Annotated in this window: 18 protein-coding genes and 1 pseudogene; 3 read left to right on the forward strand and 16 right to left on the reverse strand. The window is 69.2% G+C overall.

Annotated features, from left to right (window positions below; genetic code table 11):
* Positions 1–38: 38 nt before the first annotated feature.
* Positions 39–857 carry a DUF8757 domain-containing protein gene (locus AC5WRT_RS30855; protein ID WP_496095665.1) on the forward strand — a complete coding sequence of 273 codons (819 nt, stop codon included), beginning with the start codon at positions 39–41 and terminating at the stop codon, positions 855–857.
* A gap of 36 nt (positions 858–893) precedes the next feature.
* Here the strand turns inward: AC5WRT_RS30855 and AC5WRT_RS30860 are convergent.
* The 16 genes and pseudogenes from AC5WRT_RS30860 to AC5WRT_RS30935 form a co-directional block, all read right to left on the reverse strand.
* Positions 894–1,007: pseudogene (locus AC5WRT_RS30860) on the reverse strand (phosphotyrosine protein phosphatase); the annotation flags it as partial.
* Positions 1,008–1,031: 24 nt separating this feature from the next.
* Entirely contained in the window at positions 1,032–2,468 is a 1,437-nt protein-coding gene (locus AC5WRT_RS30865; protein ID WP_496095664.1) for a DUF6177 family protein, read from the reverse strand.
* Between the two features lie 37 nt (positions 2,469–2,505).
* The gene (locus AC5WRT_RS30870) at positions 2,506–2,835 is read right to left on the reverse strand and encodes a hypothetical protein (protein WP_496095663.1); all 330 of its coding nucleotides are present in this window, start codon (positions 2,833–2,835) and stop codon (positions 2,506–2,508) included.
* Between the two features lie 129 nt (positions 2,836–2,964).
* Positions 2,965–3,420: a hypothetical protein gene (locus AC5WRT_RS30875; RefSeq protein WP_496095662.1), complete on the reverse strand. Its 456-nt coding sequence runs from the start codon at positions 3,418–3,420 to the stop codon at positions 2,965–2,967.
* Between the two features lie 27 nt (positions 3,421–3,447).
* A complete protein-coding gene (locus AC5WRT_RS30880; protein WP_496095661.1) occupies positions 3,448–5,640 on the reverse strand; it encodes a hypothetical protein in 2,193 nt (730 codons plus the stop codon).
* Positions 5,640–6,041, reverse strand: coding sequence for a DUF6507 family protein (locus AC5WRT_RS30885; RefSeq protein ID WP_403917160.1), 402 nt, complete (start codon positions 6,039–6,041; stop codon positions 5,640–5,642). Before AC5WRT_RS30885 ends, AC5WRT_RS30880 begins: the two co-directional genes overlap by 1 nt.
* A 151-nt stretch (positions 6,042–6,192) precedes the next feature.
* Positions 6,193–10,194, reverse strand: coding sequence for a type VII secretion protein EccCa (gene eccCa / locus AC5WRT_RS30890; protein ID WP_496095660.1), 4,002 nt, complete (start codon positions 10,192–10,194; stop codon positions 6,193–6,195).
* Positions 10,191–11,504 carry a CpaE/TadZ family protein gene (locus AC5WRT_RS30895; protein ID WP_496100810.1) on the reverse strand — a complete coding sequence of 438 codons (1,314 nt, stop codon included), beginning with the start codon at positions 11,502–11,504 and terminating at the stop codon, positions 10,191–10,193. Before AC5WRT_RS30895 ends, eccCa begins: the two co-directional genes overlap by 4 nt.
* A gap of 10 nt (positions 11,505–11,514) precedes the next feature.
* On the reverse strand, positions 11,515–12,870 hold the full coding sequence (eccD, locus tag AC5WRT_RS30900; protein WP_496095658.1) for a type VII secretion integral membrane protein EccD: 1,356 nt from the start codon (positions 12,868–12,870) through the stop codon (positions 11,515–11,517).
* 13 nt (positions 12,871–12,883) lie between these two features.
* On the reverse strand, positions 12,884–13,177 hold the full coding sequence (locus AC5WRT_RS30905) for a hypothetical protein (protein ID WP_244189406.1): 294 nt from the start codon (positions 13,175–13,177) through the stop codon (positions 12,884–12,886).
* Between the two features lie 167 nt (positions 13,178–13,344).
* Complete coding sequence (locus AC5WRT_RS30910) at positions 13,345–13,821, reverse strand: hypothetical protein (protein ID WP_496095657.1); 477 nt, start codon at positions 13,819–13,821, stop codon at positions 13,345–13,347.
* A 79-nt stretch (positions 13,822–13,900) separates the two neighbouring features.
* Positions 13,901–14,212, reverse strand: coding sequence for a pore-forming ESAT-6 family protein (locus AC5WRT_RS30915; RefSeq protein ID WP_069779575.1), 312 nt, complete (start codon positions 14,210–14,212; stop codon positions 13,901–13,903).
* A 56-nt stretch (positions 14,213–14,268) separates the two neighbouring features.
* Positions 14,269–14,601 carry a hypothetical protein gene (locus tag AC5WRT_RS30920; protein ID WP_069779576.1) on the reverse strand — a complete coding sequence of 111 codons (333 nt, stop codon included), beginning with the start codon at positions 14,599–14,601 and terminating at the stop codon, positions 14,269–14,271.
* 301 nt (positions 14,602–14,902) lie between these two features.
* The gene (locus tag AC5WRT_RS30925; RefSeq protein ID WP_496100811.1) at positions 14,903–16,420 is read right to left on the reverse strand and encodes a LacI family DNA-binding transcriptional regulator; all 1,518 of its coding nucleotides are present in this window, start codon (positions 16,418–16,420) and stop codon (positions 14,903–14,905) included.
* Positions 16,421–16,451: 31 nt separating this feature from the next.
* A complete protein-coding gene (locus AC5WRT_RS30930) occupies positions 16,452–16,829 on the reverse strand; it encodes a helix-turn-helix domain-containing protein (protein WP_496095655.1) in 378 nt (125 codons plus the stop codon).
* A 125-nt stretch (positions 16,830–16,954) separates the two neighbouring features.
* Positions 16,955–17,506, reverse strand: coding sequence for a helix-turn-helix domain-containing protein (locus AC5WRT_RS30935; protein WP_496095654.1), 552 nt, complete (start codon positions 17,504–17,506; stop codon positions 16,955–16,957).
* A 256-nt stretch (positions 17,507–17,762) separates the two neighbouring features.
* Here AC5WRT_RS30935 and AC5WRT_RS30940 point away from each other — a divergent pair, with 256 nt between their 5' ends.
* The gene (locus tag AC5WRT_RS30940; RefSeq protein ID WP_496095653.1) at positions 17,763–19,295 is read left to right on the forward strand and encodes a DnaB-like helicase N-terminal domain-containing protein; all 1,533 of its coding nucleotides are present in this window, start codon (positions 17,763–17,765) and stop codon (positions 19,293–19,295) included.
* A gap of 344 nt (positions 19,296–19,639) precedes the next feature.
* Complete coding sequence (locus AC5WRT_RS30945; protein ID WP_496095723.1) at positions 19,640–20,926, forward strand: hypothetical protein; 1,287 nt, start codon at positions 19,640–19,642, stop codon at positions 20,924–20,926.
* Positions 20,927–21,052: the final 126 nt, after the last annotated feature.

Consider the following 21,052-nt stretch of genomic DNA (forward strand, 5'->3'; position numbering starts at 1 on the left):
CTCCAATCGGATCGGGGAGATCTGTGGAGGGGGCAACCATGGGATCGGGGAATCGTCAGCGCGCACGGATCATGATCACGGTCAAGACCTATCCGGAGCTGTCCAACAAATACCGCGAGACAAGCTGCGTGGCAGGCATACGACTGGACCAGGGCGCACCACAGCACGTACGGCTCTTCCCGGTGCCGTTTCGGCTCCTCGCGGAGGAGGCTCAGTTCGCCAAGTACTCGATCATCGAGGTCGACGTCGAGCCGCACGGCAAGCGTGACTCGCGGCCCGAAAGTCTGCGGCCAGACCTCGGCACCCTCAAGATCGTGGGCGAGGTGCCGGCGGACGGCGACTGGAAGCAGCGGTACAAGTACGTCGAGCCGCTCGTCTCGCCGTCCCTGTGCGCGATCAAGAGTGACCAGGAGGAACACGGGACCTCACTCGGCGTGTTCCGGCCCACGGAGGTCAGCTTCCGGCTGACGGCGGCAGACCCCTGGCCTGAGTCCAAGGCCGCGCTGGCCGACCAACTCGACCTATTCGAACAGGACCTGGTCCGGCTTGAGTGGGTACCTCTGGAATTCCGCTACAAGTTCCGCTGCGCGGGCGACGACTGCCCCACGCACGACATGGCGCTGAAGGACTGGGAGGCCGGCGCGTCGTACCGCAAGTTCCTGCGCAAGTACGGCGAGCACGCCGTGCAGGACAAGCTGCGGGAGCGCTGGTACGAGTCGATGTTCACTCCCGACCGTGCCGTCCACTTCTTCGTCGGCAACATCGCGGCCCACCCCAAGACCTTCATGCTGCTGGGCCTGTTCCGCCCGAAGGCGAATGTCGTCGAGTACGTCCAGGAGAGCCTGTTTGGTGACTGACTGGCGCGGCTGACGGCCACCACGCGCCGCCGGATTGCCAAGATCGGCGAGCAGGCTGCGTAAGCGTCGCTCGATAGCGTCCCGGACCGGTCGGACGGCTTCGACACCCTGACCAGCAGGGTCGTCGAGCTGCCAATCCAGGTACCGCTGCTGGAGCCGATGGGGCAGTGGCCGTCAGGACGGTCGGGAAGCAGCCCCGCCTTCACGTTTCAGGTGTTCGTTGATGTGTCGCAGGCGTTGCCAGGCGACGGGGTCGGTGCCGTCGCCGAGCGGGTAGTGCAGGGCGGGGCGACCGGCCGGGCCGAGTTCGGTGCAGGTGCGGTCCGGCAGGGCATTGCGGGCATGACTAATGCCGAGATCGGCCACGGCGTCCGGGCCGAGAGTAAGAGAGACCGGGATCGACGGCGGTTCGTAGTGGGCCGGAGTGGTCAGGTCGGCGCGCGCCGCACGCAGTTCGCTGATCATTGTGGCGAGGTTGTGCCGGGCCGCGAGGGACTCGGCGAGCTTGGGCAGCAGCCCGGTCGGTGCTTTCTCGTCGGCGGCATAGCCGAGGGCCAGGGTGATCTGCTCCTCTACGCCTTCTCGCGTGTGAGCGATGTGCAAGGTGGCGATCGCAGGGCGGTCGGCGGTGCCTACGGCGACAGTCCAGGTGGGCTGGGCCTGGCGGGCGCGGCTGCGGGCCAGGTCGGTCAGTTGCCTTGGCGACCAAGGGACGTTGACGGGCTCGGCGGTGGCCCATCCGGCCGGCGGCAGTCCGGTGAGGGTCTGCCAGGCGTCCTCCAGAGCGCCACCGAGTAGCAGGTGCTCCTGGACGGGGTGGATGGTGCGGATGGACAGCAGCAACTGCCGTTCACCCCCCTTGCCGGGCGGGGGTTGGAAGGCGTCCGCGATCTGGAGGCCGTTGTCGGCAGCGGGGGTGAAACGTCCGTCGTGCCAGCGCAGTACGGCTCCGGAGAGGCCGTCGTAGTAGCCGTTCTCGGGGTGGCGTACGACCCAGCGTGCGGGCATGCGCTCCAGCACGGTGCGGGTGGGCAGGCTCAGCCGGGTATTGGGGGATGTGACGAGATACAGCTCCCGTCGGCTCTGTGCCACCGTTCGCACCGCCTCGGTCAGCCATGTCGTGGCGGCGACGACCGGGCGGTCGTAGATGACGATGATGCTTTGGTCGGTCAGCACATCCGCATCGGTCAGTACGTCCACGTCAGCGGGCGGGACCGTCACCTCGCCCGTGGCCGGAACGTTCACGACGTCGGTACGGGCGGCTTCCGGCGGCCATGTGATGCCGCCGAGCAGCGTGGTCAGCCGTCCCGCGACCGAGCCCGCGAGCAGCCTGGCTTCTGCGATGGCGGTGGACGCCCGCACCTCGGTCCACCACACCGGTCCCTCTGTCTGAACGCCAGGTCCCAGCAGCCGCTCCGTCTCGCCCGGCACTTGCAGGTAGCGGGGGGCCTCCACGGAGACCAGGAGCTTTCCGTCGTCCGTGCACAACTGGGCCACGGATCCCCCAGCTGCTCGGTTCACGCGCAGGTCCGGGCCGCCGGCGTGCAGTGCGGCCAGCAGCGTCTTGATGTCCGGCATCTGCGGGGTGAGGGCGATGACGTCCTGGGGCATGTGCTGCTTTCTGTCAGAGAGGACGGCACTACGGCTCTCAGTACCGGCCCGAGAGTTCTTCGAGGGCGTCCAGGGAGGGGGCTTCTTGAGGGGCGTCCTCGACGACCAAGCCGATCTCCGGATGCGGCGGACTCTGCACTACCCACGACAGCCAGGTGAGCGCACTGAGCCCTTGGCCGTGAGCGACCCGCAGGCGTAGCAGCCATGCGGTGTCCGCTTCGAACGCCGTCTCACCAGCAGCTGTTGCGTGTGCGGCCAGGACGTTCCAGACCGCTACAGCGGTTTCCGCTACACAAATGAGGCGGACCCCTTCAGCGCCCGGCGGGACTTCCCAAGTCCAGTCGCCAACGGGGTTGGAGGTGATCACACCATGTCCTTGGGGTAGACCCCCTGTCGAAGCTACGCCGCGCGGACTTCCGCGTCGTCGAGAGGTAGCTATTGAAGCCTGGTCGGGATTTGCTGGGCCCTGGCTACCCTGCTGATATTCGCGCCTTGCTCATTCCTCGTCGCCGACCTGTGCCGCGAGGTTCAAGGTGAGCTCTGCACTGGCCAGCATCCGGACGATTTCGATGGGACGGTTAGCGAATTCCTTGGCCACCACATCGATGGGGTCAACCCGACGGGTCTGTCCGTCGAGCCCGGTTGCCTCGATGACATAGCGGAATCCAACCGGCCCAGTGGGATCATCCGCGACGATCCAGCGCGCACCGTACTTATGGATGAGGAAGTCGGCGACGTAGGATGCCAAGTCCAAGTGCAGAGTGACCCAGTCGGACTCCTCGAATTCACTCAGCGGAGCGCGGGACACGTAGTCGTCCAAGGCGGGGATGAGGCCCGTTGGGTCACTCGCGTAAATTTCGGGGGGCACTCCGAGCATATCCGCAATGTCGATGGCGTTCCGATGCCTCTCCTCGCTCCAGCCCTGGAGGTCGGGTTCATCTGCGTTTACCACGCTACGTTCCTTTCACGGCTTTCGCGGTTACTTGGGGGCCGGCCCGAACTCGATGAAGATGATGCGAGCATGTATGAGGTAGTTTCTCAGCGCTTGCGACGGAGGTGCATGCAGGAAGACCCAGCGTGGATCGAACCTTGGGTCCAGCCGTCTTAGCGTGAGGTCCTTGTTGATTTGCTCAATGATACCTTCGTTCAGCGGGACTTCGCCCCTCACCCGACGGGTGCCGCCACCCTTGAGTTTGATCGTCCTCCATTCTAGGTAATGCTTTACCTCCACAGCCAGAGTACGGCCGTCAGGCATGTCCACTGGGACATCGACATTGCGGCCTCCTGGCGCCTTTACAGGGTGGTAAGGGTGGTCATGCGTCGGCACGCGATAGTGCCGCTCAGGCGCGCCGCCCGCAATCTTGCGAACGTAGTCCTCTGCCCCCTTGTACCTTTCCCGACTGTGACGCATGCGCCGCATCTCGCGCAGAGTTCTGTCAGCGGTACCCGGCGGGAGCGCGCGGCGTGTGTAATCCGGTTCTGCGCCGGAGGCGTTGTGATGGTGTGGATCGGACGAGTGGCTGCCCGGGTCAGCGGGTGAATCATGGCCAGTGTGCTCATCGCCAGCGTCATGGTGGGCGGAGCCGTTGTCGGATGCCGAGCCGTGAGGGCCAGGTCCCGTTCCTCCGGAGCCATGTCCCCCTGCTCCGCTACCCGCTCCACGCCGGCTGACCGGTTCTGCACCGGCACCTCTGGTGGAAGAGCCTTCGGATGATGCAGCGTGACCACTGGCGTATCCGCCTGCCTGTCCCGGTGTCCGCTCACTGGTGTGCGCGGAGCCAGCGGCGTGTTCTGCCCGGGCACCGGCTCCGACCAACTCGTGTGATCGGTTGGAGTGGGCGGACGTATCCGTTGCGCCGCGCGACGAATCCGAGGCCGCGTGGCTCAGTGGCGCCTCACCGCCACGGTCGGCGGCGGCAGGCTCGTGCGGGGCCTCGGCAAGGTTGGGCGTGCCGTCGGCGTTGATCGGAATGAGCTGGCCGTTCTTGTCGACCCTGTAGCGGTTGCTGAGGTCGTCCAGGGCGCCGTCGGGGAACCTCGTCTTCGGCAGCCGCAGGTGTTCGCTGACGTTGGTCAGTACCTCAGAGACCTTCGGCAGATCGGACAGGGCTCTCGCCGCCCTCGCGGCGCCGGAGATCGGATCCAGGGCACCTCCGACCTTGGCCACCGTGCTGGCGGCTTCCACGAATCTGCCTGCCTTGCCCAGCCTGGCGAGCGCCCCGCCGGCACCCCCCAACACGGTGAGAAGGTTGAAGCTGGTGACAGCGTGGGCCCGAGCCGGGTCCTTGTGCCACTCGTCGTAGGCGATGAACTGCTTGCCGAACTCCTTGGCGTACGCCTCGCTGCCCCGCTGCCAGTCCGAGAGGTGGTCGCCCTCGCCGACCGCATCCATGCCGTAGGCGTAGGCGCCGACGACGGTGCGTTTGAGGCCGTCCCAGGTCTGGTGCTGTGCGTCGGAGCCGTTGATGCCCAGGATGTTGTCCTCGAAGGTGCCCAGCCCGACGAAGCCGCCCCAGAGGCTGTCTTTGACGAGGCCGTCCCACGCCCAGCTCTTGATGCCGTGGCCCCACCAGTCCATGCTCCAGCGGTCGTAGGTGCGGGCAACGGGAGTACCCCACGGCAGGTCGGGCATGGACTCGAGCTTGTCGACGCTGACGCCGTACGTGCTGCCCTCGTCGCCGACGGGGCGGCACAGCGCCGGGCTGATGGCACCGATCTTGACCGCCGCGTTGTGCTCCGCCTTCTGAAAGCCCACGACGGCTTCCGCCACGCCATGCATGAGGGCGTTGTGCTCGTCCACCTTGTGCTGGTCCTTGGTCCAGCCGTCGTCGCCTTCGACGCTGTCGACGAAGGCGATCGCCTTCTCCTTCAGATGCCTCAAGCGGTCCGCGTACGGCTTCGCTTCGCCGACGAAGGTGTCCAGGGCGTCGGCGAGGGACTCGATGTGACCGGCGAACTCGTCCGCCGTGTCCATCACCGGCTGGGTGGAGGAGAAGAGCTGGTCCGCCTCCGGCGCCTTGTAGAACGCGGCCGTCGCCTGGAAGCGCGAATGGACGTCCTTGCCGGCGTCACGGATGCCGATCGCGTGTTTACGCAGTTCGGTGACTGCTTTGGACAACGCGCCGAAGTCGCCGGTGTACTGGAATATCCCCCCCGGCTCGATCATGTCCACTACGCCCCGCCCCCGTGGTGCTTCGTCTGCTCGCCCACGGCCTGTAGCTCGGCCGGGGTGGGCGCCTTGGCCGCGTCACGCTGGGCCCGGGCGGCCATCGCCAGGTCCCCATCGATGTACGCACCGGTCGCCTTGACCGTCCCGTCCATCGTCTTCTTGATACGGGCCGCCATGAACTTGATCGAGCTCTCGGTATCGGACACGAAGTTCGCGACCGCAGCACCCACCGGCCCCACCGGCGGACCACCGCAGTACGGGCCGCTGATCGTGCCCGCGGACTCCGCCGCGTCCTGGACGCTCGTCCCGTAGCCCTTGATGTCCTTGCTCAGGTCGTCGGCCGCAAGCCCCACCAACGACAGAATGGACTCCACCCCGCTGGGACTGATGTCCCACCCCGTCACGTCAACCCCCGCTGTGTCACCTGCAGATACGTTCCATCAGCGCTGCTCAGCATCGCACGCGCCACTGACAACAGGACATTCATCCCTATCAGATCGGTTGTCGCAGCAGCCACACGCTTCTAGCCAAAGGCGCAGCCAACCCATCAATTGGTCATTTCGGGGCCTGCGTTGGCTCGGTCTCGGGTGCGAGGGCGGTCTGGATCAGCTGGTGGCGGCGGCCGCGGCGGACCAGGGTGCCGCGGCCGGGCGGCTGGGTGGAGGCGTATAGGCCGGGGAAGAGCTGGCCTTCGGTGCGGTCGCCTGTCATCACCAGTGCTGTGGTTCCGGTTTCACGCAGTGCCGTCAGGAACGGTTCGTACAGGGCTCGTGAGGCTCCGGCGACTCGGCGGGTGACGACGAAGTGGAGGCCGATGTCGCGGGCCGAGGAGATGTACGGCAGGAACGGGGTGAGGGGCTGCTGTCCGGCCGCGGTGAGGATGTCGTAGTCGTCGACGACGATCACGATCCGCGGGCCGGTGAACGACGGCTCATCGGTCAGGGCGTCAGGGTCGGGAGCTTCCGGAAGGCGTTTTTCCAGTTCGGTGGCGATGCCGGTGGCGAGCGCCTGGGAGAGGGCGGCGTTGTGCGCATAGCCGCCGCGGTACGGCTCCGGAATCACTCCCCGCAGGCCGCGCCGCGGGTCGAACACACCGAAGACCAGCTCGTCCTTGTCATAGCGGTCGATGAGGGAGCGGGAGACGAGCCTGAGCAGGTTCGTCTTGCCGCACTCGTTGTCGCCGAGGACCAGCAGGTGCTGGTCGGCGCCGAACAGGTCCAGGACGGTCGTGGAGAGGGTCTCCTGGTCGACACCGATCGGGATCGCGCGCGGTTCCGCCACGGTGGAGGGCAGGCGCTGCGCGAGCAGCCTGGTCGGCAGCACCCGCACAGGAGCGGCGGTCTCACCGTGCCAGGCTGCGCGCAGCGTGGCCGCTGCCTGCTCCAGGGCCGGGCCGAGGCCGTCCGTCATGGCGTGCGCGTCGATGCGAGGAAGTGCCGCCTGGGCGAACAGCTTGCCGTCCGTCAGGGCCCGGCCGGGGGTGTCCGCCGAGAGAGTCTCGGAGAGCTTACGGTCGACGGAGGAGTCTGCCGGGTCATTGAGGCGCAGTTCGATGCGGCTGCCGAACAGGGACTGGGTGGCGATGCGTACGTCGTTCCAGCGGAGCATCCCCGCCACGACATGAATGCCGTAGCCGCTGCCTCGTTTAAGGAGGTCGGTCACATCGTCGTCGAGGTGGGCGAACTCGTCGCGCAGGGCGCCGAATCCGTCGATGAGCAAAACCACGTCGGTGGATCCGAGCTGAGGAAGTTCACCTCGTCCGCGCAAGGCCCGCAGCTGCTCGACCGAGTCGATGCCCAGTTCACGGAAGATCTCCTCGCGCTCAGCGAGCATGGCGCGCACTTCTGCGACGGTACGGGCGGCGCGCTCGTGGTCAGCGCGGGTCGCGATGCCGCCGACGTGCGGGAGGTCCGCGAGGGCGCTCAGTCCGCCGCCGGCCAGGTCCAGGCCGTAGACGGCGACGTCGCGCGGGGTGTGGGTGAGGGCGAGGGAGAGCGCCAGGGTGCGCAGCAGGGTCGTCTTGCCGGAGGCGGGGCCGCCGATGACGGCAGTGTGCCCGCCGGCAGTGTTCAGGTCGTGTACCCATGGGCCCTGCCACTGCCGGGCCGGATCGTCGAGTACACCCAGCGGCACCTGCAACGGACCGCCGGGATTGGCGAGCCGGAGGCCGTCGGCGGATACCTGTACGGGACCCGCGGCCACGTCGAGAGTGAGCGCTTCGGGCAGCGGCGGCAGCCAAATCCGGCGCACCGGTTCGGCGGCTTCGGTGAGCCGGCCGACCGCGACGCCCAGGACCGTCGGACCGGTCTCGCGCTCACGCGGCGCCGGGGCGTCCTCCCCCGTCGTGGGTATCTGTGCCGGGGCGTTGAACGCCGGGTACGGCCAGGCGAGCGGCTCGGCGTCGGCGGTGCTCGCGTGTACGACGGGGCCGCGGTACGCACCGGAGACGAAGCCGGCCTTGAAGCGGGTGTATGTGGAGGTGTCGACCTTCAGGTAGCCGAAGCCGGGCAGGGGCGGCAGGTGGAAGGCGTCGGTGGTCTCCAGGACCGTGCGGGACTCGTCCGCCGAGAAGGTGCGCAGACCGAGCCGGTACGACAGGTACGTCTCCAGGCCCTTGAGCTTGCCGCCCTCGATGCGCTGGCTGGACAGCAGCAGATGGACACCAATGGAGCGGCCGATGCGGCCGATCGACAGGAATAGGTCGATGAAGTCCGGTTTGGCAGTGAGGAGTTCGCCGAACTCGTCGATGACGACGAACAGATGCGGCAGCGGCTCGAGGTCGGGCCGGGCCGTGGCGCGCAAGGTGCGGTAGTGCCCGATGTCGGCGACGTTACCCGCGTCCTTGAGGACCTGCTGGCGTCGTTTGATCTCACCAGCCAGCGAGGTGTGTACGCGCTCGACCAGTCCGGCCTGGTTCTCCAGGTTCGTGATGACGCCCGCCACGTGCGGCAGGCCGGCGAACGGGGCGAAAGTGGCACCGCCCTTGTAGTCGACCAGGACCATCGCCAGATCGTCCGGCGCGTGCGTCGTGACGAGAGCGAGTACGAGGGTGCGCAGCAGTTCGCTCTTGCCGGAGCCGGTTGCGCCGACGCACAGCCCGTGCGGGCCCATGCCGAGTTCGGAGGACTCTTTCAGGTCGAGCAGCACCGGCTGGTGCCGGTCGTCCAGGCCGATCGGCACGCGCAGGAAGTCCCGCTCGCCGCGCGGCGCCCACTGCCGGACGGGGTCGAGGGCGGCCATGTCGTCGATGCCGAGCAGCTGCGGGAAGTCGACCGGGCCGGAGACGGGCGTGCCCTCGGCAGCGGACTCCGCGGACAGCCGCAGCGGCGCGAGAGCCCGGGCGAGGCCCTCGGCCTCGGGGAGCCCTGTGCGGTCGACGACCCCCTCCGTCCGTACGACCTGCTCTCCGCGCAGATCCTCCACCGTGATCTGGTCGCCGTCGACGGTGATGCGCACGGACACCTGATCGGGCTCGTGGATCCGTTCGGCGAGCAGGTGCAGGACCGTGACACCCATGTCGTCCAGGGCGACGGCTGCGTCCGGACGCGGAAGGTCGACCGCGTTCTCCCCGTACGCGTCGCTGAGCACGAGCAGCCGGTCGGTCAGCGCGAGCGCCTTCCTGTCGGACAGCCCACGGCGCACCTCGGCCGCGTACGAGGCACGCCGCCCCAGATCCGTGCCGATCACCTGAGCCAGCTGAGCCATGCCGGGGGCGATACGGCGCGCTGCGAGGGTGCCGTCATTGCTTTGCGGGTCGAGGACATGCGGGAGCCACTTCGCCCACTCCCACTCCTCGACACGGTCCCCGGGCATCGCGAGCGAAACGGCCACGTCGTCCGGCGCGTGGTTCACGGCCACCTGCACGAGCAGGGACCGCGCGACGCGCAGCACCCCCGCACGGTCGCCAACGATGCTGACGTTGCCGGACCGGTCCAGCGGAACGGTCAGCGGATGGTCCGACACCGTGCTGAAGCGGGCCTGCAGGGCGCGCGCCTCGTTCAGCATGAACGGGTCGGGCGGGGTGAGCACGCCTCCGACTGCCTGCTGGCCGATGGTCAGCTCCTGCACGGGGACGTCGCCGACACCGACCCGCACGTGAAGGAAGTCTGTGTCCGTGCGGCGCCGCTCCCACAGCCGCGCGGGATCACGTAGCACGTCGTACAGGGCCGCGGGCGCGGAGTGCAGCAGCCGGGCGGCACGACGACGCTCGCGCTCGGCCGCGCCCAACTCAGCTCGCAGTTCCTCCAGATACTCCAGATACCGCTCACGCTGAACGCGCCGCTGCCGCTGTGCCTTGCCGCGCTGCGACAGGAACAGAGCGACCGCACCGAGCAGCGCGATTACGAGCACGACAGCGCCCAGGCCCGCGAACTGGCTGGAGCGGATCACCGTCATCATCACGACCGAGCTCATGACGCCGGCCATCGGCAACAGCGCGGTCGCCGGGCTGCCGGTCTTGCCTTCGGGCAGGTTCGGCGGAGGCTCGATCGTGCGGGCCGCCGGCGGGAGCAGTGGGCGCGTCGAGCGGGCGGGACGATGGACCTGTTGCTGGGTCAACGCACCCGCACCGCCCTCTGCAGTGTCTCGGCGGCGAGCTGGGTGGCCGCGCGACGCGTGGCCTCGCCGAGCCGATCGGGCATGATCGGTCCGCCACCGGCCAGATGCCGGTCGTAGGGCAGATGCACGAGGGTGACTCCGGTTTCCCGCAGATGGGCCGTGGCGGCCTTCAGATCGAGATGAGCGTCGGGCGTGTTCGAGGTGAGCGCCACGACGGTGGAGGTGAGCGCGGCATGCGGCAGCCCGCCGAGCCAGTCCAGGACGATGCGGGTACCGCCCACCCCTTCGGCGGTGAGCGGGGCGACGACCACACGCGCGTGCGCGGTGTCCATCGCGGTGCGGGCCACCTCGCCGGGCAGCGTCTCGCAGTCCACGACCGTGACGGCGAAGTAGCGGCGCAGCGCGTGGGTGACAGTGCGGTAGGTGCGCACGTCCAGCGGGGCCCCCACCCGCCCCTGGCTCGCGGGCAGTAGCCAGCCACCGTCCGCAACGGGCACCAGGTACCCGGTGACGTCGGTCAGTTGCATCGACGGAGTGAGGATCTGGGCGAGTTCGACGCACGACCAGCGTACGGACTGAGCGCCCATCCGCACCGGCAGCGTTCCCAGAGCGGCGTCCGCCTCTAGGGCGAGTACCGGGTCGTGCCGGTAGTGGCTGAACGTCCGCGCGAGCAGTCCGGCGGTCGTGGTCTTGCCGACACCACCTCGGATCGACGTCACCGCGATCACCCGGCCCGTGGTCACCGGCTGCTGCAGCATGCTGCCCAGCCGGCTCTCCTCGGCGACCTCCTGCGCAGCGGACGAGGTCAGCTTGCGCAGCGACCGGCCCGAGCGCCGGGCCAGCGAGTCGCCGTGCTGGGGGGAACCAAGCGCTATGGCGAGGCGCGGGTCGAGCGTCGGCACAGGCTCGGGCGTCGCCATGGGCAGCCGGGCCTGGCGGGGCGGCCGTACGGCGGGGGATGCGTTCGGTGGCGTCGCCGGCGTCTGCGAGGCTGCCTCGACGCCGGGAGCGGAGGAGCCGGTACCGGCGTGGGCCTGGGCCGGCGGTGCCGGCGGAACCTCGTTCGCCATGCGCGGGGGCGCTTGAGCCGGGGTGTGCGGGGCGGACTGCTGCTCGTTCTCACGCGAGACCGGACCCGTGGTGTGCTGTTCGCGGGACGGCCGACCCGGGTTGGGGCGCTCCTCGTCCGGGAGGCGCACGGGCAAGGGCTGCCGGGCTTCACCCGGCGCAGGCTGCTCGCGCACCTCGGCGGCCGGCCCCGCGGTCAGCTCACGCAGCACGTCGTCCTGCCAGCGGCCGGAAGTCGTCATCACCGCCACCTCACGCGAAGGTGCCCAGGAGCCGCCCGTACACCCCGAACACCCCGAGGACCAGCGGGAACAGAGCGACCACACCAGCCGACTCCAGCACGTCGCCGGCCTTGCGCAGCCGTACTCGGACATGCTCGGCGGGCTGCACGGCTAGCACACCCAGGGACAGCACGACCAGCACGCCGAGAGCGGCGAGCGGTGCCGGGGCTCCCGAGTGCTCCCGCCACAACCAGGCCAACCGCAGCGCCACCACCATGGATGCCGCGAGCAGTGCGACTACCTCCGCCACCAGCGGGTAGGCGCGCGCCCGCAGCGCGAGGACGAACGCCGCGGCGACGGCCAGCAGCACCGTCCATACCGTCACGGTACGCACCGCCAGCACTCCGGCAACGGCACCGCAGACCGCGGTGACGAGCGTCGCCAGCGCCAGCCCCCGATGCGTGGCGGCCAACGCGGTGGCCACCTGGTAGCGGCTGACGGACGAGCCCGCGGAACGCCGGTCGTCCAGCCCGGACAGGCCCGACGCCGCCAGCGCCAACCGGGGCAGCACGCCCAGCGCGACAACGGACACCACGGCGAGCAGCGCCCCGGCACGTGCCGAACCGGCTCCGCCGGACTGAAACGCGAGCGCCACCTCCCAGCACGCTCCGGCTCCGGCCAGTGCCCCTGCCCCGACCAGTGCACCCCGCCCGAACGGCGAGAACCACCCAAGCAGCAACAGCGCCACCACCAGGACCGAGAGCACGGCGGCCAACCGCACCGCTCCCGGCCAGCCCTGTGCGTCGGCAACCGACCAGGCGCCCTGCACGCCCACAGCGGCGCTCACCACGACCAGAGCGGCGGCAAGCCCCTTGTGCCCGGCCCGCCCCAGCAGCGCACCAGCCGCCGCGGCTACCACTGCGGTCACGAGGAGCGCCCATCCGGCGGCCTTGGCCTCGAATCCCTGGCGCGCCATGAAGCCGACGGCCAACGCCCAGACCACACCCGCGCCCGCGGCCGTGATCCGCCGCGCCCTCGCGTCCCACCGCCAGGCCCGCACATCCAGATCGCCGGCAGCCTCGTCACTCACGTCATGGACTACCGGAGCGGACGGCGCGTCCTCGACCCGGACCAGCCGGAGTACGGCACCGTCGGGCACTCCCGCCGACTCCAGCGTGGCATCCGGCTCCAGAGCACTTCCGTCGGCCGTCACCAGGTGCCGGGCCTGCGGATGCTCGGCCACCCGGTCGTCGAGCAGACGCATCACCTCGGGCAACAGCAGCCCGACAGGCTCCCGGGCCGGCAGCACCAGATCCACCCGACGCCGCTCGCCGACCAATGTGACTCGACTCAGTGCCGTACGGCTCACAGTCCCCCGGGATATCACGCGTTCGAACCTATCATCGGGCCGAATTCGCAGGCTGCGAAGGAGCGGTGGGCTGGCCGGAGGGCGTGGACACAGGCACAGAGGTCCCGTAGGGAGCCTTTCCGATCACGCGATGTGCGATGAAGGACCACCCCACACACCCGGCACACACCACGGCGGCGATCACCACCCCCGCGAACGCCTTCCCGAGCCGCTCGTCCACGGTCCGCCGCTGCCGCTGCGCCCCGAACAACACGGCATCACGCAACCGCCGACGCCGCACCGCCACGGACTCAAGAAGCTGACTGTCGTAATCCTGAGCTGACATCACTCAATCCGGTTCACTGGACATGCGGGTGGTCGTAGAACATCTTCTCGCCGTGCGGATTCCGAACGCACCGAGGCAGGGGATGGGCAGCGGTCAGCGGCGCAGGCCGACAATGCCCCAGCCACGGCGCTCTGCCTCCGTGACCAGCTCGCCCCGACATCCCGGACCTATGACGGCCAGACGACTGCGCAGTCACGCACTACCAAAGGCGCGGGCAGGCGCTCTTCGTGGAACCGAATCCAGCCCAGATGGACCTCGCCGTCGGAGCCTCCGTGCCGCTCACTGGCCCTGGCCGCGAGCCAGCTGAGGAGTTCACCAGTGCGCTCGAAATCGTCCGGATGGATCTCCTGCCGGCTGGTCAGCGCCCAGCCCTCCTGCCCCGGGTCCTGCAGACGCAGCAGCACGGAGACAAGTGCACCCCCAACCTTGTAGCCACCACCCTGCTGGCCGAGAAGGGGCTCGGGATGATCCTCGATGACGAACTCTCCGTCTTCGTCATCCACCACGACCGGAAATTCGGTGACGATACGGAATGTTTCCGGCTGGGGGCCTGCTCCCAGATGCCATCGCAGCTCCGTGAGTTCCCCCGCCGACAACTCGTCACGCAAGTCCAACGCAAGCATCAGCTCGAACATGTCAGCCATGGTCGCGCAGGCTACAGATGCATGGCCTGTTCGGGCGAGCGGCCGACGGGAGCGGAGAGGGGGCACCGTCAACCGCCGGTCACCCGATGTTGTCGACTGCTGCCTTCGCCTTGGCGAGGGTGGCCTGAGCGGTGCCGTCGTTCTGCTCCAGCGTGTTGCGCACCAGACGGATGATCTCGCGCACCTCGGCCGCGGCTTTGTGCCAGCGGACCTCCTTGCCGTGGTACTCGTCCGAGACACCATCGGCCTGGAAGTTGGCCATCGCCGCCTTGACCGCCCGGTCGCGGTCGGTCAGCACGCGCTCCAGATGACCGATGATGCCGGCCAGGCTGGTCTGTACGTCGGCGGAGGCGCCGGTGTCGTACGAGCGGCGGTCTTGGTTCTGAGCCATGATCGAGTCCCCCTTGAAGACGGTGACGACAGCGGTGACTTGCTCTTCGAGGACGGTTATCGCGCGCCGAAACGGGCCGCGTCGAAGTTGGCCATCCCCATGTTCTGGTGCGCGTTGTCACCCAACTCCACGTCACCACTGCCGAACGCCGTGTCCATACCGGACTGACCGCCGAGGATCGCGCCCAGCGAGCTGTTCAGGTCCGCCGTGATCTCGTCGGCATGCACCTTGAACGTGTCGAACGCGGCCTTGCCGGCACCGTTGAACTTCCCCTCCAACGGTTCGGCCGCCTGGATCAGCAACCTGATCAGCGTTCCCAGGTCGTCGCTTGAGCCGACGGTGCTCTTCCCGAGCTGCGACAGGGTCGTCGACCCCATGTCGAACTTCATCCACCCACCCCGTAAGCGTGTTGTGTGCTGGGACTACTCAATCGCCGCTGCTTCACCTCGCGACGCCAGAGCCCACAGTGCGTCGAACATCCTCTCGCATCTCAAGTTGCAGGCGCAACGCGAAAGGGACCGAAGTGGCGTGATCTGGTGCATGCGACAGGGCGAGCCTGAGGGCAATCTGGCCATCCGGGACGGGCTCGTGTCGCCGAATCGGCCGATGCAACCTGGATGAGCGTTGAATCGCCGACCTCGTACGGGGAAACGGCGGTGCCCCGCAACAGTGTTGCGGGGCACCGTGCGGCTACCGGAGGGCGACCGCGCGTGCACGCAGGAGGTTGTTGAGCACACGCACCGGTGAAGTCGGGCACAGGGCCAGGCGGGCGTCGAGGGATGCCTCCCACTGCGCGGTGAGACCGAGCATGAGGCGCCGACGCATGCCAGGGGTGACGTGGGCGTAGCGTGCGGAGACCGAACCGTCGAGGTGGCCCATACGCTCGTCCATGAGCACCTTCTCCGTGCCCAGGTCCTCCATCATCGTCCGGTGGGTGTGACGGAGGCCGTGGGGTGTGAGGCCCTTGGCGATCGGAAGCCAGCAGGCATCGGCGCGATCGGTGGCGCCCCGCCCTCGTGCCGGGATGCCGGGCCACGGCTCGCCGAGGATGGGCACGGGGCGGGCCTCCTGCGGTGCCTTCTTCGGGTACCAGCCGGAGACCGCCGGCGTGAACAACCAGGTCGCAAAACCGTTCCTGCGCCAGTGGGCTGCATGCCTTGAGACAGCGCCACCTCGCACGAATCCGAGGTCGGCTACGGCCTTCTCGACCCGCACCCGCGTAGCTTCGGCGACGCGGTGTGGGTGGTTGAGGACATTGGACACGGTCCCCGTGGAGACTCCGGCCAGGCGGGCTACGTCGGCGAGCTTGGCGCCGTGGTGGCCGCCGGTCCGCGCTGCCCCCTGGCCTCGGAAGACGTACGCCCTCCCGTGGCATGGGCAGGGTGTCGGCTTCGTGCGAGCGATGTGATCGAAGACCAGGGCCGACAGCCAGTCCATCGCGTCGATGGTCCGGTAGCTGTCGTCCTTGGGCGGGCAGCGCACCAGCTCGCCGGTGTCCAGTTCGTACAGCTGCCACTCGACGCGGAACGCATCAGGTCGGACGAACTCCGTCTCCAAGCCGACGATTTCGCCCCAGCGCTTGCCCGTGTAGCCCTTGAGGACGACGGCGACGAACTCGTCGTCGCGGCCGGAGAGCAGGGCAGCTCGCTCTGCGGTCAGCAGGATGCCGAGCGCGTCAGTGACGACCTTCTCCGGGCCGCGGTTGCGGGAGCGGCCGGCGCGTTTGCCGCGCCCGCGCCGCCTGGCGGCCGGGTTGGACGTGATCAGGCCCTCGTCGATCGCGTCCTCGAAGATCAGGTGGAGGGTCGAGCGCCAGGTCTTGACGCTGGAGGCCGCGTACAGGGCCTTCTCCTTCTTCTCCCAGGCGTCGACGTTCGTGCGCAGGATGCCGGCGAGCGCCTTGTCCTCGAACTCGGGGAGCAGGTGCTCCTCGATGTGGCGCTTGTAATTCTGCATGGTCGAAGCGGCCAGGTCCTGGGCCTCGTACCAGCGGCTGGCGTACTCGCCGAAGGTCTCCTGCCCAAGCCCTGGGTCGCGCCACTGACCGCGCCGAACGGTCACCTCTTCGGCGTCCGCGGCCTGCTTGGCCTCGCGCTTGGTGGCGAACTTGATCACGGCACCCGTGGAATCGGCGACCGTGCCGTACTTGCCGTCCTCGATCTTGTACCGGCCGCGCCAGTAGCCGCCGCGCTTCTCTGCGTACCCCATGAGTTCCCTCCCTTCTCTCGTGTGGGGTGCGTTAAGCGGCGGCTCCGAACTGGGACTTGGTCATGCGGCGAGGCGGCCGGGCCTTGAGACGGACCGTGGGCACGGCTGCCTCGGTACGCTCTCGCACAGCAGGCTGCCGAGCTGGCACAGCAATGCCACCGGGACGCTGCGGGCTTCGGGTCGGGCGCTCTTCGTGCATGCGCACGATCTCGGCGAGGTGATCGGACGAGAAGCGATAGGCGCGGCCGACGCGGGTGAACGGGATGAGCCGCCGGCGGGCGCGGTCCTTGACCCACCAGGCGGAGCAGCCGAGGACTGCGGCGACTTCCTCGGGGAGGTAGAGGCGCGGCAGAACGGCGTCGGGGTGCGCAGTCGGCGCGGCGGCAGGGGGTATTGCGGGTCGGTTCAAGGGGTGAGTCCTCTTCTGGCGGGCGTGGGTGCGGCAACACCGGCCTGCCGGTCGATCGCTAGGGATGGCGTGAGGGGTATCCCGTGCTGGGGGTTTGCAGGCCCAGGACGGGAGCGGGAGCCGAGCTACGTCTCGTTGGTGGGGTCAGCGTCGCGGCTCTCGCCAGGTGGCGGGCCGTACGTCTCCAGCAGGTGCTTGGTGGACGCCTCGGCGATGGCGTTGGAGACCATCACGTCGGCCTCCTCGCGGAGGTCGGGGTGCTCGACGAGGTAGGCATCGAGGTCGTCGCGCGCCTTGGTGTAGGCGGCGTTGGCGCGCTGGGTCTCGCGGAACGCGTCCACGACCGCGTCGATGAGCTCCATGGCGCGGGCCTGGGCGGCAAGCTGCGGGGGCCCGACGAGGTTGCGCAGGTCGAGGCCGAAGACCTCGGCGAAGCCGATGGCCTCGTCGAGGTTGATGCGGCGTTTGCCGTTCTCAATGCGCCAGACCGCGGACGGGTTCATCTCGAAGCCGGCCTCGTTCAGGCGGTCGGACAGAGCATTGGTGCTCCACCCGCGCGCCTCGCGTTCCAGCTTGATGCGCACCGCGACGTTCGCCTCGCCGCTGAGCAGCACGCCCTGCGGGGAGTCGTCGTCTACCACGGCCACCTCCTTCCGTTCGTAGCAGTCCACTGCCATTTGCAGCGACCCCTAAACCATAGCACGCCTTCTGCGAGATGCAGAACACTTCTGCGATCGGCAATCCGTGTGGCATACTAATAGCCCCACCCTGACCAACCCGAGGAATCGCCGCGACCCACCCCACGTAGCACCGCACGCAAAAAGCCCCCGGCTGTCACCGGGGGCCAAGCGCAAACCTCTCAACCGCCATCCCTAGCGATCGACCCGCGAGGCCGGGATTGCCGTCCCGTATGGCCCGCGAGCAGAGGAGCTGATGCCCAGTATGACCGACGCCCAACCGAATACGCCATCCCGCTTCAAGTACGGCTACGCGTCATCTCCGGACGAGCCTGGGCAGGCTCCCTTCAACCTGGACGCCGAGAGCGCGGTGCTCGGCGCCTGCATGCACCACAGCCACGTCATCGACACCGTGCGGCCCATCCTGGGCGACAACGCCTTCTACCGACCCGCCCACGAGACCATCTGGCGCGCGATGCTCGCCCAGCACCGCGAGGACAAACTCACCGACCCGATCGTCCTGACCGAGCTGCTCCAACAGCAGGGGGACCTGAAGCGTGTCGGCGGCGCCTCGTATCTGCACCGGCTCGCCAGTGCGCTCTACGACGCCGCCAGCGCGGAGCACCACGCGGAGATCATCCGCGCGAAGGCCGACCTGCGCCGTCTGCTGGCCTCCGCCGTTCGCACCGTTCAGCGTGTGCAGGAGCCGGGCGCCGACCCTGATGCGATACGCAGCGAGGTCGAGGCGGAGATGCGGGCCGAGCGCGAGCGGGCACTCGCCTCGGGACAGGGACGCCTGAACCGCTTCGCCAAGGACGGGTGGTCCTTCGTCAAGGAGACCGGCGCGGACGCCGAGCCGTTGTGGGGCACGCGCGAGAAGACCGTCTGGGCACCGGGTGAGAGCCTGATGATCGTCGGCGCACCCGGAGTCGGCAAGACCACCCTGGCCCATCAGGTGGTCTTCGCCCGCCTGGGGCTGCAGGAGACGGTCCTGGAGATGCCGGTCGCGCCGAGCAGGCGGGTGCTCTACCTGGCCATGGACCGGCCCCGGCAGATCGCCAGGGCCATGGACCGGCGCGTCTTCCCCACGGACGAGAAGATTCTGCGGGAGCGGCTCGTGGTCTGGGAAGGCCCGCTGCCCGCCACCCTCGACAAGGAGCCCGACCTTCTTGCCGATCTTGCCGCGGCCCACCGGGCGGACACCATCGTGATCGACAGCCTCAAGGACGCGGTGAGCACGATGGTCGACGACGGCCTCGCGGTCGCCTTCCACAATGCCCGCATGCGCGCCCTGCGAGGCGGCGTGGAGATCCTGGAGCTGCACCACCAGCGCAAGGCCACCGCCGACGCACCGCGCGGCCAGCGCCCCAGCCTGGACCAGGTCTACGGCTCCGCCTGGATCACCGCCGGGGCGGGCAGCGTCCTGTTCATCAGCGGCCGGGCAGGCGACCCGGCCGTGACCCTGCACCATCTCAAGACGCCCACCGGGGAGATCGGCCCGCTGGATGTCACGCACGACCACGTGCGCGGCACCACCACGGTCGACCCCAGCAAGGACCCCGCCGTCCTGCTACGCAACGCCCCAGGCGGGCTGACCGCACGCGATCTGGCGGCAGTCCTGGTCGGCGGCGAGCCCGAACGTGCTGATGTGGAGAAGGCACGCCGCCACCTGGCCCGCCTCGTCGACAGCGGCCTGGCCACCAAGGCCGACGGCATCGCCGGAGGAGCCGGGGGCGGGCAGCAGACCCGCTACTACGCCTCCGCACGCCACCTCACCGCCGTCGGCTGACCCCTCGCCGGTACCGCGTGAAGCGTTCACGCGACCGTGCACGCGGCCCTCACGCGAACACCCCGCCGTGAACCGCTCACAGCGTCCACGCTCACCGCAAAACCGCAGGTCAAGCGCTCACGCGAGCGTCCACGCCGTACACGCGCCCGAGCGATCACGCGCGGGGCCCCCTTTAGAAGGGGGCCCGCGTGAACGCCCCCTGCGTGAACGCCCCTCACCCCTGCACCACAAGCCCCACCGCACCGCCCCTGGAGAGACCTGACGTGCCCTCCCCTGCCCCGATAGCCCCGGCCACCGAAGGCGGCACTGCCTCGCTCCTGCCGCACTGGGCTCCCACCCCCGCGATGACCGTGGCGCTTCTTGCCCTGCTCGGCCTGTTCACCCTGTTCCCCGCGTGGATGAAGCGCCGGCAGCACCGCCGGCCGTCCGGCACCAACCGCTGGCGCGGGACCGTCGCAGTGCCCGTCGCGGCCATGGCCGCGCTCGGCTGCACCGCGTACAGCGCGGACACCAGCTGGCGGTTCGCCGCCGACTACCTCGACATGGGCGGCACCGCCGAGCGCGTCGCGATGTTCGCCGCCGCCGAGCTGGCCCTGTTCGCCACCGCCCTGATGGCCCGGCAGAACCTCAACGGCCCGAAGCAGGCACCCGGCCTGCCCGGCACCCTCACCTGGGTCATCACCGCAGTCCAGGTTCTGCCCGCCTACGCCGAGTCCGGGCTGGTCGGCGGCACCGTGCGAGCCTTCGTCGGCCCGGTCATGGCCGCGATGCTGTGGCACCTGGCCATGGGCATCGAGCTGCGCCACCGCGCCCCCGATGCCGCTTCACGCGGCCTGGCCGCCGTCCTCGTCCGCCAGGCTCGCGAACGCCTCCTGGCTCGCCTCGGCATCGCCGACCAGGACGCCGATGCCGCTCGCCTCATCCGCGAGCGCGCGCTGAGCGAAGCCGTCGCCCTCATCCTGCGCGCCGAGTCGATGGCCGACCAGAAGCGCGGCAAGCGGCGGCAGCGACGCCTGACCGAGCGCCTGCACGAGGCTCTGGAGCGGGCCGGCGTCGACGGGGATCCGCTCCAGGACGAGCTGCTGCTGCGCAAGCTCGCCACCCGCAAGCAGGCCCTCGGCCTCGCCTCCCTCACACTGCCGCCGCGCTGGGAGGTCCCGGCCTCCAACCCCGCCCGGGAATCCAGGCGCAGCCGCCCGCGCGCCACCCGCCCGGCACCACTGCCACGGGCAGAGGACGCTGCCCGCCCACACCCATCAGACACGGGCGACGACGAGGTGCCTCCGGCTGCCCGCCCGCAGCCCGCCCACCCGGGGCCCGGGCTGCCCGCACGGGCAGAAGCTGAGGACAGCCCGGCGCTCACGGCCAACAGCTCGGGCAGCGTGTCGGGCAGGCGCGAGCGGAAACCGGCTGCCCGGAAGAAGCGCGATGACGGCAAAGCCCGTGCCTCCGACGAGGTCATCCTCAAGCACGCTCGCCGCATCTACGAGGAGACCGGCAGCGTCGGACGCGACCGGGTCGAGGACGCCCTGCGCGCGGTCGGCTACACCGTCTCCAGCGACGGCGTCGGACGAGTCGTCCGCGAGTTCAAGGCGCAGCTCAAGGCCACGGCCGGCGATCCACTCCGCTGATCCCCGCAGCACCAGCACTCCCAACCAGACCCCGACCCGAAGGGCCCCATGCACACCCCGCACCACGAAGACCCCACGCCCCACGAGGAATCCCTGCCGACCACCCCTGCCCCGTCGGGAGCAAGT

The sequence above is a fragment of the Streptomyces sp. NTD91 genome, from assembly GCF_059510455.1.

Bases quoted from the DNA above. Each gene is read 5' to 3' on its own strand.
- AC5WRT_RS30855 (WP_496095665.1), top strand. From the start codon at position 39: ATGGGATCGGGGAATCGTCAGCGCGCACGGATCATGATCACGGTCAAG.
- AC5WRT_RS30865 (WP_496095664.1), bottom strand. From the start codon at position 2,468: ATGCCCCAGGACGTCATCGCCCTCACCCCGCAGATGCCGGACATCAAG.
- AC5WRT_RS30895 (WP_496100810.1), bottom strand. From the start codon at position 11,504: ATGACGACTTCCGGCCGCTGGCAGGACGACGTGCTGCGTGAGCTGACC.
- AC5WRT_RS30905 (WP_244189406.1), bottom strand. From the start codon at position 13,177: ATGTCAGCTCAGGATTACGACAGTCAGCTTCTTGAGTCCGTGGCGGTG.
- AC5WRT_RS30910 (WP_496095657.1), bottom strand. From the start codon at position 13,821: ATGGCTGACATGTTCGAGCTGATGCTTGCGTTGGACTTGCGTGACGAG.
- AC5WRT_RS30915 (WP_069779575.1), bottom strand. From the start codon at position 14,212: ATGGCTCAGAACCAAGACCGCCGCTCGTACGACACCGGCGCCTCCGCC.
- AC5WRT_RS30920 (WP_069779576.1), bottom strand. From the start codon at position 14,601: ATGAAGTTCGACATGGGGTCGACGACCCTGTCGCAGCTCGGGAAGAGC.
- AC5WRT_RS30925 (WP_496100811.1), bottom strand. From the start codon at position 16,420: ATGGGGTACGCAGAGAAGCGCGGCGGCTACTGGCGCGGCCGGTACAAG.
- AC5WRT_RS30935 (WP_496095654.1), bottom strand. From the start codon at position 17,506: ATGGCAGTGGACTGCTACGAACGGAAGGAGGTGGCCGTGGTAGACGAC.
- AC5WRT_RS30940 (WP_496095653.1), top strand. From the start codon at position 17,763: ATGCCCAGTATGACCGACGCCCAACCGAATACGCCATCCCGCTTCAAG.
- AC5WRT_RS30945 (WP_496095723.1), top strand. From the start codon at position 19,640: ATGACCGTGGCGCTTCTTGCCCTGCTCGGCCTGTTCACCCTGTTCCCC.